A 12916-nucleotide genomic window follows, 5' to 3' on the forward strand; every position below is an offset into this window, starting at 1 on the left:
CCCGGGGGTTGTGGGGGGGGGGGGGGGGGTCGGGGGGCCGGCGGGGGGGGGGGGGGGGGCCGCGCCGGGGGGTGTCCGTCCTCGGAACCGCGCGGGCTGTGGGGTGCGGGGTGTGCGGGGTTTTCCGCGCGAACCACTGCGGGCGGACACCCCCCGACCCGTCCCCTTCCGTCGTACGGCGACTGCGGGCCGTCGCCCACATCCGTCCTCGCTGCGGGTCGTCGCCCAGATCCGTCCTCGCTGCGGGTCGTCGCCCAGATCCGCCCTCGCTGCGGGTCGTCGTCTGCCGCCCCAGCTGCGGGCAGTCGTGCCGCTGGGGCGATGGGGGTCCCACCGTTTGAGTCCCGGCGCCCACCAGTGCCGGGGGACACCGCCTACCCAGCCACAGCCCCCGTGCGGTCAAGCAGCGCCAGTACCCTCCGCTCATCCGGCGTCAGCGGAGCCTCCGTCGCCGGGCGTACCAGCGGCCCCGTGAGGGTGGCGAGGAGGGCGTCCGGGTGGAGGGCGCGGGTGGGGCCGCCGCGCATACTCGTGACGTCCCAGAGCACCGACGCCGCCTTGTAGGAGCCCGCCGCGGCGCGCATCAGGCGGCGGGAGTACGCCGTGACGAGGCGGTCCGTCGGGCGGGGGCTGCCGCCCCGTACGTCGGGATACAGCACGTCCTGGCTCACCGCGCTGGACCACGCCGTCTCCACCGACCGGGCCACCCCCCGCTGGACCCGCCGGGCGAGCCCGGGCGCGTCGGCGGCGGAGTGCCGTACCTCGTCCGCGAGGACCCGGGCGCCGAGGGCGGCGACGGACATGCCCTGGCCGTAGGCGGGGTTGAAGGTCGCCACCGCGTCGCCGAGGACGACGAGGCCCTCGGGCCAGCGCGGGGCCTTCTCGAAGTAGCGGCGGACGTTGCTGGTGGAGTGGCTGACGTGCACGTCGGTGAGGGGCTCCGCGCCGGAGATCAGTCGTCCGACGATGGGGTCGGGCAGGTCGAGGGTGTACTGGAGGAACGCGGCGGGGTCGGAGGGGGGTTCCGCGCCCCGGGTGCCCGCGAGGCTCACCATCCAGCGGTCGCCCTCGATGGGCAGGACCATGCCGCTGCGGCCGGGGCGGGAGAGGTGGGGGTTGGCGTGGACGACCGTCAGGGGGAAACGTTCCGCTCCTCGCGGGACGCGGTAGACGCGGGTCGCGTTGACGAGTCCCGAGTCGACGGTTCGGGTGGTGACGGGGGGGATGCCCAGGGCGTCCAGCCAGGTCAGGGCACGCGAGCCGCGTCCGCTGGCGTCGACGACGAGGTCCGCCGGGAGGTCCGTGGCGTCGTCCAGCCGTACGCCGCGGACCCGGTCCGCGCTGCCGAGCAGGCCGGTCACGGTGCCCTGTCGGATCACTGTCTTGGTGTGCGTCGTCACCAGGTCCCGTACCGCCCATTCCAGCAGCGCCCTGCTGCACGTCAGCAGGTGGGGGCCGGGGCGGCGCCAGCGGTGCAGCCAGCCCTCGGCGGTGAGGGAGAGCACGCCCGAGCTGAGGGAGACCTCGTGCGCCCCGGCGGCGAGGAGACGCTTGCGGACGTCCGCCTCCGGGAGCAGGGACTCGATGGCGGTCAGGCCACCGGCCATGAGGAGGTGGGCGTGGCGGCCCTGGGGGACGCCCCTGCGGTGCTCGGGACCCTCCGGCAACGCGTCGCGGTCCAGTACGGTCACCTCGTCCACGGCCCTGGACAGGGCCGCCGCGGCCAGCAGGCCGCCCAGGCCCGCGCCGATGACGACAGCTCTACGCGACATGGGGCTCCTCTGGTTCCGGTGTGGTCCGTGCCGTGTCCTCACGACGTGCGGCGGGCGGAAGGGGGTGGTGCAGGGCCTGGGACAGTTCGACCAGGTCGCTCGTTCCGGAGGCCTCCGTGGCGTGCAGGCGGTGGGCGCTCGGCCGGTCCAGGGGCGCCTCGCGGGCGGCGGCCCGGCGGGCGGCGTCGGTGACCATCGCCGCCTCGGCCGTGACGCGCGCCTGGTGCGGGGACGCGCCCGCGCGCAGGGCGGCGGCGTGGGCGTGGGCGCGGATCCGGTCGTCGAAGTAGGGGGCGAGGGCGAGCAGCGCGTCGTGGATGCACACCTCCCGCCAGTGCAGCCGGGTCGGGGGGAGGTCCCACCAGGACGTGGGGGGTTTGGGGGAGGTGGAGACGTGGCGGAGCAGGGACCAGAGGGGGGTGAGGCGGCGGTAGTCCGTCAGGCCCCGCCAGTGCGCCGTGAGGGAGGGCAGCAGCCGGGGGAGGACGAAACCGGCCGCGCAGAGCAGCCCGGCGAGGGAGGCCATCGGCGGGGCGACGTTGGTGGACAGGGTGTCCAGGTCGTGGCCCGTCCAGCGGGCGGCGACGGCCGTGTACTTGGCCAGCTGGAAGCCGGTGACGTCGACCATCGCGCCGAGGACGATCAGTCGCAGGCCGGTGCGGAGCAGCCCGGTCACCTCGCGCGCCCACCGGACGCACACGGCGGCCATGACGAGGGTCGCCGCGCTGTGGCCGAGCAGGTAGAGCAGGATCATCTCCCGCATGTACGGCGTGTTCGCGTAGTAGGTGTCGAGGTCGCGGAGGCGTTCGGTGTCCGCGTCGGCGTGGGCGAAGAGCACGATGATCGCGACCACGAGCAGGGTGTAGGCGGCGACGCTGCGCAGCACCAGACGCCGAACCCGGGCGCGGGACCCGCCGCGCCAGTGGGTCAGCAGGATGAGCAGGGCGCAGCTGTACGCGGTGATCATGCCGTACGTGAGGGGCGCGCCGAAGTTGGGGATGCCGGTGAGGTCGTTGACGGCGGCCAGGGTCAGGGGGGCGGAGCAGAGGAAGACGAGCGCGCCGAGGGTGATCGCCACGGAGGTGGAGAGGACGAGGGGGTTGCGGGGGCGGCGGAACAGCAGGACGCCGGAGAGGCCGAGGGCGGCGGCGGCCAGGTAGACGACGTAGCTCATGGTCTGGTTCATGCGCCGCCCGTCGTGGTCGTGCCGCTCGGGACCCGGAGGGCGGCGGGGGTGACGGGGGGTGCCGCGGCCAGGGCGTCGGCGATGAGGGCGAGGTCGGGCAGCTGGTCCGGGAGCCGGTCGGCGGCGGGCGTGGCCGCGGGGTGGTGGGCGTCGGCGCGGGCCGCGGTGGTGATGGCGGTGGCCCAGGCGGCGGCCCGTGCCCGGGCCGGGTCGCCGGTGGTGTCCAGGGCGGCCTGGAGGGTGCGGTCGTACAGGGACCGGTCGAGGTAGGCGTCGAGGTGGTTCAGCGCGTTGTGGATGCTGGTCTGGCGCCAGATGAGGAGCGTGACCGGCGACGCCGGGCGGGGGCGGGGCAGGCGCAGGCAGTGGCGGGTGAGGAGGTCGTCCAGGGCGCGTTCCAGGGGCGCGAGCCGGGCGTACGTGCGCCGGGCCCGGTAGCAGGCGGCGACGCGGGGCGCGACGAGTGGGAGCAGTACGCCGGTGACGGTGAGCAGGGCGCCGAGGCCCGCGGCGGCGGGGGCGACGGTGGTGCCGAGCGCCGACCAGTCGTAGCCGGACCAGCGGGCGGCCACGGCCACCAGCTTGCTCACGCTGTAGCCGCAGTTGAACAGCGACCCGATGCCGAGGACGGCCAGGCCGACGCGCAGCCAGCCGTCGACGTGGCGGGCCCAGCGCAGCGCGGAGAAGGTGGTGACGCCGGCCGCGGTGAGGTGCGCGACCAGGTAGAGGACGATCATCTCGGCGATGAACGGCGTGGTCGCGTAGTAGGTGTCCAGGTCGGTACGGCGTTCCACGGGCGCCTCGCCGAGCGTGAACATGACCGCGATGCCGACGAGTACGCAGGCGTAGGCGAGGATCCACCGGCGTGCGGTGCGGTGCACCCGGGTGCCGCCGCGCCAGTAGACGACCAGGACCTGGGAGGCGGCGCAGTACGCGGTGATCGCCGCGTAGGTGAGCGGCGCGGCCAGGTTGGGGACGCCGCCCAGGTCGTTGATGGCGCCGACGCTCGGCGGTGCCCCGAGGAAGAAGCACAGCCCGGCCAGGCCCAGGACCGCGCAGATGGTCCGCAGGTAGGGGTCGGCGCGGTGCCGGAGCAGGTCCGGGGCCTTGAGCAGCACCGCGAGCCACAGGACCGTACAGCTGACGTAGTTGATCAGGCCGCTCATCTTCGGGTCCCGCGGTAGTTGAGGGCGGCGCCGATGCGTCCGGCGAGGTCCTGGGCGTCGTCGTCGTCCGTGCAGTCGGAGGAGGCGTCCAGCCAGGTGCGCAGCCGACGGCCCATCAACATGCCGAAGCGGTCCGCCTCCTGCTCCTCGGAGAGGCTGAAGTCGGTGCGGGCGGCGACCAGATGGGGTCGGGCGGGGTCGGGGGCGGCGGGGCGTCTGTTCATGTGCCACACCTCGTGGCAGAAGATGACGATCTGGTGCCATACGGCGGCCCGCTCGTCGACGACGACGTCGTCGTGCGTGTCCCGCTTCAGCCAGAGTCCGCTCGCGGTGTGGGGCGGGAACGCCCGCCGGTGCACGGTCACCTCCCGCCCCCGCCAGGCGCTGACGGAGGCGACGAGCGCCTCGAACAGCACCTCGGGGTCGGCCGGTACCGGCACCCGTATGGGGTCGATGAGGACGTCAGCGAGGCGACGCATCTCCTTCCTCGTACGCACCCTTCTCTCCCTGCTCGGCCGGTCTGTGCGCGGTCACTTGTGCACTATGCCAAGACGGGTGTGGCCCGGGCCACCTTCCTGGCTATTCGGTGACGGGGCTATTCGGTGACGGGTCGTTCGGTGCGCGGTGGTCGGGTGGTCGCGGTGCGGGCGGCTCCGGTGCGCACCGCCCGGATGTCGTCCGGCCGCCGCAGGGCGTGGGAGACCGCGCCGATCTCCCGGAGCAGGTCCACGTCCCAGGGGGTGTCGGTGTGGTCCGGGGCGCGCGGCCCGGCGTCGACGGCGTCGAGGACCGCCACGGCGGCGGCGAGGGCGCGGGCCTGCCCGGGCGGGAAGCCGAGGTCCAGGGCGGCGGCGTGGGCGCGGGCGCGCAGGTCGCCGTCGACGTGCCGGGCGAGCGGCAGCAGCGCGTCGCGGATGAACGTCTCGCGTCGGGTCAGGCGCAGTTCGGGGCTGGCGCGCAGCACGAGGGGGACGCGGTCGCCGGTGGCGCGGCACATCAGCGCGTACAGGGGCCGCAGCCGGTGGTGGGCGAGCCGGATCCGCCAGCGGCCGTGCAGGTACTGCCCGGCGTGCGGCAGGATGAAGCCGACCGCGATCAGTACGGCGGACAGGCAGGCCACCGGCGGGGCCACGTTCATGTTGAGCCAGTCCAGGTCGCGGCCCGTCCAGCGGGCCACCACGGCGGTCAGCTTCACCGCGTCGAAGACGAGGTTGAGCGCGTAGCCGAGGCCGAGGAACTTCAGTCCGCCGCGCAGCCAGGCGTCGAGGCCGTCGGCGCGGATCCAGTTCCAGATCAGTTTCGAGGTGACCAGCGCGGCCGTGGTGTGCGCCAGCAGGTAGAGGAGGATCTCCTCGCGCATGAACGGGGTGGTGGCGTAGTACGTGTCCAGGTCGCGCAGGCGCTCGTCGGGCACCTCGGCGAGGGCGAACAGCACCCACAGCGCGACGATGACGCCGGAGTAGGCGGAGAGGACCCGGCGCCGGGTGCGGCGGGTGGTGGCGGACTGCTCGGAGAGTCCGTTGCGCCAGGCGGTGATCAGCCACAGGCAGGCCCCGGAGTACGCGGTGAGCAGCGAGTACACCCAGGGCGCGGAGATGTTGGGGACGCCGGTGACGCGGTTGACCCAGGCGATCGTCGAGGGCGCGACGAAGACGAACACCGCGCAGGCGAGCAGCAGCAGACCGCCGACCGCGCGCAGCAGCGGGTCGTCCCAGAGCCGGATGATCGTGGGGAGTTTGAGCGCCAGGGCCACGGCCAGCACACCGGCGGGCACCCACCAGAACGAGGTGTAGAACCCGCTGAGGAACGCGGCGGGGTCCTGGGCCGTCGGCAGCGCGCCCGCGAACTCCATCGGCCCCCCTTCTGACCGCCGACCGTCGAACGGCGGCCGTACGAGCGTACGCGGGCCGGTGTCCGGGAGGGACCGGGTCGGCTCGGGTTCCTCGAAGTTCTGTCCGATCCATTGACGGCCGCCCGCCTTGACCTTACGGTCCCGTTCGAAGTTACGGGCGGGATTCGAAATCTCGAACCATGAGAGCAATGAGGGCAGGCAATGGGGCGACCTGGCCTGAATCGCAGGCAACTACTCACGGCCGTGGGCGGCCTGATGGCCCCCGCGCGGCCGGGGCGGCGCGGGTAACCGCCTGACCAGCCCCCACGCACCCGCGGACAAGAACGGACCCCTCCGAAAGGAAACAATGCGCACCGCCCGATTCACCCTCGACCCCGCCTTCACCGTCGGCGAAGTCAACCCCCGCGTCTTCGGCAGCTTCGTGGAGCACCTCGGCCGCTGCGTCTACACCGGCGTCTTCGAACCGGAGCACCCCACCGCCGACGAGGCGGGCCTGCGCCAGGACGTCCTCGCGCTCGTCCGGGAGCTCGGCGTGACGGCCATCCGCTACCCCGGCGGCAACTTCGTGTCGGGCTACCAGTGGGAGGACTCGGTCGGCCCGGTCGAGGACCGCCCCCGCCGTCTCGACCTCGCCTGGCGCACCACGGAGACGAACCGTTTCGGCCTCTCCGAGTACATCGCGTTCCTGAGGAAGGTCGGCCCGCAGGCGGAGCCCATGATGGCCGTCAACCTCGGCACACGCGGCGTCGCCGAGGCCATCGAACTCCAGGAGTACGCCAACCACCCGTCCGGCACCCGCCTGTCGGACCTGCGCCGCTCCCACGGCGACAAGGACCCGTTCGGCATCAGGCTGTGGTGCCTGGGCAACGAGGTGGACGGCGACTGGCAGACCGGCCACAAGACCGCCGAGGAGTACGGCAGGGTCGCCGCCGAGACGGCCCGGGCGATGCGCCAGATCGACCCGTCCGTGGAACTCGTCGCCTGCGGCAGCTCCGGGCAGTCGATGGACACGTTCGCCGAGTGGGAGGCGACCGTCCTGCGGGAGACGTACGACCTCGTCGACTACATCTCCCTGCACGCCTACTACGAGCCGCACGACGGCGACGTGGACTCCTTCCTCGCCTCGGCCGTGGACATGGAGTCGTTCATCGAGAACGTCGTCGCGACCTGCGACCACGTCGGCGCCCGGCTGAAGTCGAAGAAGAAGATCAACCTCTCCTTCGACGAGTGGAACGTCTGGTACATGACGCGCTTCCAGGAGGACTCGCGGACCCACCCGCTGGACTGGCCGGAGGCCCCCCGCCTGCTGGAGGACAGCTACAGCGTCACCGACGCCGTCGTCTTCGGCTCGCTCCTCATCGCGCTGCTGCGGCACGCCGACCGCGTCACCGTCGCCTGCCTCGCGCAGCTGGTGAACGTCATCGCGCCGATCATGACGGAGCCGGGCGGCCCGGCGTGGCGGCAGACGACGTTCTTCCCGTTCGCGCAGGCCTCGCGGTACGGCCGTGGCGAGGTGCTCGACGTCCGCGTGGACTCGCCGACGTACGAGACGGCGAAGTACGGCGAGACCGACCTGCTGCACGCCACCGCCGTACGCGCCGAGGACGGCTCGGTCACCGTCTTCGCGGTCAACCGCAGCCGCACGGAGGCGCTGCCGCTGCGCGTCGCGCTGAACGGCCTGGACCTGACGGAGGTCGTCGAGCACAGCGCGCTGGCGGACGCCGACCCGGACGCCCGCAACACCCTCGACGACCCCGAGCGGGTGGCCCCGCACCCGGTGGACGGCACCGCCCTGACGGACGGCGCGCTGACCGCCGTACTGGAGCCGCTGTCCTGGAACGTGATCCGAATGAGCTGATACCGCGCCCGTCCGGTGCGCCGCGGTCCCCCGGCGCACCGGACGATGGCGGCATGAGGATCCCGGCACGGGCGGACCACGCGGTGCGGGCGGTACGGGAACTCCACCCTCCCGGGCCCGTCCTGCGCCGGGCGGCGGAACCGGCGGAGGGGGGAAACCCGACGTGGGCCACCGGCCCCGGCGGCACGGGGCCCCGGGCTCAGCCGAACATGCCGGGCTCGTAGCTCCCGGCGGGCTGGCGGATCAGGACGTTGAGGCGGTTGTACGTGTTGATGGCCGCGATCAGGGCCACCAGGGCGGCGAGCTGCTCCTCGTCGTAGTGCTTGGCGGCGTTGGCCCACACCTCGTCGCCGACCCCGCCGGCCGCGTCCGCGATCCGGGTGCCCTGCTCGGTCAGCTCCAGGGCGGCGCGCTCGGCGTCCGTGAAGACGGTGGCCTCCCGCCAGGCGGCGATGAGGTTCAGCCGCACCGAGGTCTCCCCGGCGTGCGCGGCGTCCTTACTGTGCATGTCGGTGCAGAATCCGCAGCCGTTGATCTGGCTGGCCCGGATCTTCACCAACTCCTGCGTCGCGGCGGGGAGGGCCGAGCCGGTCACGGCCCTCCCCGCGGCGTTGATGCTCCGCATGAACTTGGCGAGGACGGGGTTCGCGAACAGGTCGAGACGGGCTTCCACGATGGTCTCCTCTTCCTTGTGCGTGGCTACACCGCTACGACCCGCCGTCTCCGCCGAGTGTGACGGCGCCCCACTGTGACCTACGCCGCACCGCCGACGACGGGAGACGCGTGGGGGTGGGTGCGCGAAGGATTGACGCGAACAGGGTTCGATTCTAGGTTCCGTCCGACAGAACGACCGTTGTTCGAAATGACGAACGAACAGGAGCGTTCCCGTGAGCCGCACCCCCACACCGCGCACCCCCCGCTCCCGGCGGAAAGCACTGCGCACCGCGCTCTTCGCCGTCCCCGCGGCCGTCGTCCTCGCGCTGGTCCCCAGCAGCGCGTCGGCGTACCCGAACCCCGGCCACGTCACCGGCTCGGTCGTCACCCACGACCCGTCGATGATCCGCACGTCCTCCGGGCAGTACCTGCTCTACGCCACCGGCGGCGGCATCAGCAGCAAGACGTCCAGCGACCGCATCGCCTTCGCGGCCGGCCGGGACGCGTTCGGCAGCCGCCCCGGCTGGTGGTCGCGCTACTCCTCCGTACCGGAGGCGTGGGCCCCGGACATCTCGTACCACGGCGGCAAGTACCTGATGTACTACTCGGTCTCGTCGTTCGGCTCGAACACCTCGGCCATCGGCCTGGCGGGCTCCACGACCGGCCAGCCGGGCAGCTGGAGCGACTACGGCATCGTCTACACGTCGTCCTCCTCCAGCGACTACAACGCCATCGACCCCAACCTCTTCGTCGACGTCGACGGCAGGTGGTGGCTGTCGTTCGGCAGTTGGTGGACCGGCATCAAGATGATCCAGATCGACCCGTCCACCGGGAAGCAGCTCGGCTCCCACACCACCCGCTACTCGCTCGCCTCCCGCCCCACCGGCACCAAGGCCGTCGAGGCCCCCTTCGTCGTCAGGCGGGGGAGCTACTACTACCTCTTCGCCTCGTACGACACCTGCTGCGCGGGCACCAGCTCCACCTACAAGGTCAAGGTGGGCCGGGCCACCCGCGTCACCGGCCCCTACTACGACCGCAACGGCGTCGCCCTGATGAACAACGGCGGCACCCCGGTCCTGGAGTCGCACGGCAACACCATCGGCCCCGGCGGCCAGTCGATCATGTCCGACGTCGACGGCGACCTGATCGTCTACCACTACTACGACGGCGCCGCGAACGGCACGCCCAAGCTCGGCATCAACCTCCTGGACTGGAGCAGCGGATGGCCCGTCGCGTACTGATCCTGGTGGCGGCCTCCTGCTCGCGCTGAGCCTCGGACAGCCGTCCGCGAGCGCCGCCTGGTGCGGCAGCCTGCCAGCAGTGGTGCCTGACCCCCGCGTGACCCCACGACGGAGGGGGCGCGGCGCGACGCCCGGCCTCGTCCCCGCCGCGTAACGTTCACGGGCCCCGGCTGGAGCGCGGTGGTGGGCTCAGCCCGTCTGCCCCATCCCCGCCGCGTTCGGCCAGCCGCCCGGACCCGGCCAGCCGGTGGCCGGGGCCGCCGTCAGGTCGGTGGGGGAGGTGGCGCCGCGGACCTGGGCGGCGGTGAGACCGCCGCGGGCGGGGACGCCGGGCGTCATCGTCGGGGAGGTCACCGCCGCCGCCGGAGCCGGTACCGGTGTGGGGGCCGGTACCGGCTGCTGGGCGGCGGCGGGACGCGGTGCCGCAGGGTGGGGGGCGGGCTGGGGGACCCCCTGCGGCACCGCTTGCGGGTAGGTCTGGGGAACGGGCGCGGGCGCGGGAGCGGTCTGGTGCGGGTAGGGCTGCGGGTACGCCTGCGCCACCGCCGGTTGCGGCACCGACTGCGCCAACGCCGGTTGTGCCAAAGCCGGTTGCGGCACCGGCTGGGGCACCGCCGGTTTCGGCACCGGCTGGGGCACCGCCCGCGGTACCGACGGGGGCGCCGACTGCGCCCTCCGCGCCCCCGCCCCGTTCGTCGCCCCGATCAGCCGGTCCACCGCCGCCGTGCCCGAGCTGTAGCCGGTCCCGGTGTCCAGCTCGGGCACGGCGGCTCCCCTCCTGGTCCCGTAGAGCACCTGCTCCAGGCCGGACACCAGGCGACGCACGTCCACCTGGGGGCGTACCACGAGACGCAGGAAGCGGCTGGACGAGCCGATCTTGTTGCCGCACTCGCGGACCAGGACGCGGTGCTCGGTGAGCATCCGGTCCCGGACGACCGTGCCCTCCGCGCCCACCGGGAGGCGGACGAAGAGGAAGTTGCCCTGGGAGGGGTAGACCGTCAGACCGGGCAGGGCCGCCAGCTGGTTCGCCATGTCGAGGCGGTCGCGGCGGACCTGCTGGAGGCTCTGGGCGTACTCCGTGCCGTGGTCCTTCAGCATGAAGACGACGTGCTCGGCGAAGGAGTTGAGGTTCCACCTGGGCAGCGTCGAGCGGATCCGGCCCGCCAGGGCGGGGTTGGCGACCAGGTAGCCGAAGCGGATGCCGTGCAGGCCGAAGTTCTTGCCCAGACTGCGCAGCACGATCACGTTGGGGCGCAGCATCGCCTCCCGCACGACGGACGGTTCCGCCTCCGCGTCCGCGAACTCCAGGAACGACTCGTCGACCACGACCAGGTCGAGGTCGGCCATCGCGTCCATGAACTGCACGACGGCGTGGCGGTGGAGGAAGCCGCCGTCGGGGTTGTTGGGGTTGCAGAGGACGGCGGCACGCGTGCCGCGGGCCCGGATGAACTCGGCGTACCGGGCGAGGTCGAGGGCGAAGCCGCTGGACTCCTGGAGCGGGAACATGTCGACCCGCTTGCCGGTCTCCATGGGCTGGTCGGTCCAGCGGCCGAAGGTGGGGACGGGGACGGCGAGGGACTCGCGGACCAGGAGGTGGTCGATCCACGTGATCAGCTCCGTGGAGCCGTTGCCCATCGCCACGCACTGCGGCGGGAGCTGGAGCAGGCCGCACAGTTCGGCCGTGATGGTGTCGGCGCCGCTCGGGTAGTACGTGAGGATGTCGCGGAGCCTGCCCGCCATGTCGTCGAACATGGCGGACGTGGGGAAGTACGGGTTGCAGGGGATGCAGAAGTCCACCGGACCGGCGCCGTCCCCGCCGCTCTCCCGGGTCAGCGCCGCCATCGAAGGGCTGTGCGCCGCCGTGGAGCGGAACAACGAGGTGACGTTGTCAGCCAAGGGAGCCTCCGGTTCGGGGTGGCCCGTGCGGGGGAGCACGGGCCACCCAGGAGTACGGAGGCGGGTGGGGCGCCGTTCAACCGACGTGGAGGAAGGGCGTCCTCACGTCGGACGGGTCACGCGCCGAACGAGTGCACCGTCGTCGTCCGGTACGTCTGCCCCGGCCGCAGCACCGTCGACGGGAACGCGGGCTGGTTCGGGGAGTCCGGGAAGTGCTGGGTCTCCAGGCACAGTCCGTCGCCCTGCCGGTAGACCGTGCCGCCGCTGCCGACGAGGCTGCCGTCGAGGAAGTTGCCGGAGTAGAACTGCAGGCCGGGCTCCGTGGTGGCGATGCGCATCGTGCGCCCCGACGACGGGTCGCGCAGGGTGGCGGCGTGCGCGGGGCGCCTGGTGCTGCCCTTGTCCAGGACCCAGTTGTGGTCCAGGCCCTTGCCGTACAGCAGTTGCTCGTGGGCCACGCGGATGTCGCGGCCGACCGGCTTGGCGCGGCGGAAGTCGAAGGGGGTGCCCGCGACCCGCGCCAGTTCGCCGGTGGGGATCAGGCCGGAGTCGACGGGGGTGTAGCGGGAGGCGTCGATCGACAGCTCGTGGTCGTAGATCGTGCCGCTGGCCTCGCCCGCGAGGTTGTAGTAGACGTGGCTGGTGAGGTTGCAGACGGTGGGCTTGTCCGTCGTCGCCTCGTAGTCGATGCGCCAGTCGCCGTGCCGGTTGAGGGTGTACGTCGCCTTGGTGCGCAGCGTGCCGGGGTAGCCCATCTCGCCGTCGGCGCTGGTGTAGCGCAGGACGAGGCCGACGTCGGTGCCGCGGGTGAACGGCTCGACGTCCCAGACGCGCTTGTCGAAGCCCTTCTCGCCGCCGTGCAGGCTGTTGTCGCCGTCGTTGACGGAGAGCTGGTACGTGGTGCCGTCGAGGGTGAAGCGGCCCTGGCCGATGCGGTTGCCGTAGCGGCCGACGAGGGCGCCGAAGTAGGGGCTGGAGGCGACGTACTCCTCGATGGTGTCGAAGCCGAGGGAGACGTTCGCGTACCGGCCGCGGCGGTCCGGGATCTCCAGGGACTGCACGATGCCGCCGTAGGAGAGGACCTTCATCCGGGTGCCGCCGTTCGCCAGCGACCAGCGGTGGACCTCGGTGCCGTCGGCGAGGGTGCCGAACAGCGACTTCACCGGGGCCCGGCCACCGCCCTTCGCGTGTGCCGTACCCCCTGTCGCGACCGCGGTGATCCCGGCGGCTGCCGCTCCTGCGATGACCGTGCGTCTGTTCAGTTCCATGTGCGGCTCTCCCAAAAAGGTGG

Annotated in this window: 10 protein-coding genes; 2 read left to right on the top strand and 8 right to left on the bottom strand. The window is 72.7% G+C overall.

Features of this window, described 5'->3' with window-relative positions:
- Positions 1–374: 374 nt before the first annotated feature.
- From ABZ659_RS12020 to ABZ659_RS12040, 5 genes are all read right to left on the bottom strand, one after another.
- A complete protein-coding gene (locus ABZ659_RS12020; protein WP_360216921.1) occupies positions 375–1772 on the bottom strand; it encodes an FAD-dependent monooxygenase in 1398 nt (465 codons plus the stop codon).
- Positions 1762–2946, bottom strand: a complete 1185-nt coding sequence (locus ABZ659_RS12025) for an MAB_1171c family putative transporter (protein WP_360217481.1) — start codon at positions 2944–2946, stop codon at positions 1762–1764. Before ABZ659_RS12025 ends, ABZ659_RS12020 begins: the two co-directional genes overlap by 11 nt.
- Before the next feature lie 8 nt (positions 2947–2954).
- Entirely contained in the window at positions 2955–4124 is a 1170-nt protein-coding gene (locus ABZ659_RS12030) for an MAB_1171c family putative transporter (RefSeq protein ID WP_360216924.1), read from the bottom strand.
- A complete protein-coding gene (locus tag ABZ659_RS12035; protein WP_360216926.1) occupies positions 4121–4621 on the bottom strand; it encodes a toxin in 501 nt (166 codons plus the stop codon). Before ABZ659_RS12035 ends, ABZ659_RS12030 begins: the two co-directional genes overlap by 4 nt.
- 98 nt (positions 4622–4719) lie before the next feature.
- Positions 4720–5976 carry an MAB_1171c family putative transporter gene (locus ABZ659_RS12040; RefSeq protein ID WP_360216929.1) on the bottom strand — a complete coding sequence of 419 codons (1257 nt, stop codon included), beginning with the start codon at positions 5974–5976 and terminating at the stop codon, positions 4720–4722.
- 346 nt (positions 5977–6322) lie between these two features.
- Between ABZ659_RS12040 and ABZ659_RS12045 the strand changes: the two genes are divergently transcribed.
- Positions 6323–7834, top strand: coding sequence for an alpha-N-arabinofuranosidase (locus tag ABZ659_RS12045; RefSeq protein WP_360216932.1), 1512 nt, complete (start codon positions 6323–6325; stop codon positions 7832–7834).
- A gap of 199 nt (positions 7835–8033) precedes the next feature.
- On the opposite strand, the gene ABZ659_RS12050 is transcribed toward ABZ659_RS12045, so the two are convergent.
- Positions 8034–8507, bottom strand: a complete 474-nt coding sequence (locus ABZ659_RS12050) for a carboxymuconolactone decarboxylase family protein (protein ID WP_360216935.1) — start codon at positions 8505–8507, stop codon at positions 8034–8036.
- 214 nt (positions 8508–8721) lie between these two features.
- Here ABZ659_RS12050 and ABZ659_RS12055 point away from each other — a divergent pair, with 214 nt between their 5' ends.
- Positions 8722–9729: an arabinan endo-1,5-alpha-L-arabinosidase gene (locus ABZ659_RS12055; RefSeq protein ID WP_360216938.1), complete on the top strand. Its 1008-nt coding sequence runs from the start codon at positions 8722–8724 to the stop codon at positions 9727–9729.
- Between the two features lie 189 nt (positions 9730–9918).
- Here the strand turns inward: ABZ659_RS12055 and ABZ659_RS12060 are convergent, their stop codons facing one another.
- Together ABZ659_RS12060 and ABZ659_RS12065 are read right to left on the bottom strand one after the other, a co-directional pair.
- Entirely contained in the window at positions 9919–11625 is a 1707-nt protein-coding gene (locus ABZ659_RS12060) for an aminotransferase class I/II-fold pyridoxal phosphate-dependent enzyme (protein WP_360216941.1), read from the bottom strand.
- 116 nt (positions 11626–11741) lie between these two features.
- The gene (locus ABZ659_RS12065; protein ID WP_360216944.1) at positions 11742–12893 is read right to left on the bottom strand and encodes an aldose epimerase family protein; all 1152 of its coding nucleotides are present in this window, start codon (positions 12891–12893) and stop codon (positions 11742–11744) included.
- Positions 12894–12916 lie beyond the last annotated feature (23 nt).

The organism is Streptomyces sp. NPDC006997 (genome assembly GCF_040635175.1).
In the GTDB taxonomy this organism is placed as follows: Bacteria; Actinomycetota; Actinomycetes; order Streptomycetales; family Streptomycetaceae; genus Streptomyces.

What these genes read in the sequence shown, in the direction of transcription:
- ABZ659_RS12020 (WP_360216921.1), bottom strand. Translation starts at nt 1,772, where the DNA reads ATGTCGCGTAGAGCTGTCGTCATCGGCGCGGGCCTGGGCGGCCTGCTG.
- ABZ659_RS12025 (WP_360217481.1), bottom strand. Translation starts at nt 2,946, where the DNA reads ATGAGCTACGTCGTCTACCTGGCCGCCGCCGCCCTCGGCCTCTCCGGC.
- ABZ659_RS12030 (WP_360216924.1), bottom strand. Translation starts at nt 4,124, where the DNA reads ATGAGCGGCCTGATCAACTACGTCAGCTGTACGGTCCTGTGGCTCGCG.
- ABZ659_RS12040 (WP_360216929.1), bottom strand. Translation starts at nt 5,976, where the DNA reads ATGGAGTTCGCGGGCGCGCTGCCGACGGCCCAGGACCCCGCCGCGTTC.
- ABZ659_RS12045 (WP_360216932.1), top strand. Translation starts at nt 6,323, where the DNA reads ATGCGCACCGCCCGATTCACCCTCGACCCCGCCTTCACCGTCGGCGAA.
- ABZ659_RS12065 (WP_360216944.1), bottom strand. Translation starts at nt 12,893, where the DNA reads ATGGAACTGAACAGACGCACGGTCATCGCAGGAGCGGCAGCCGCCGGG.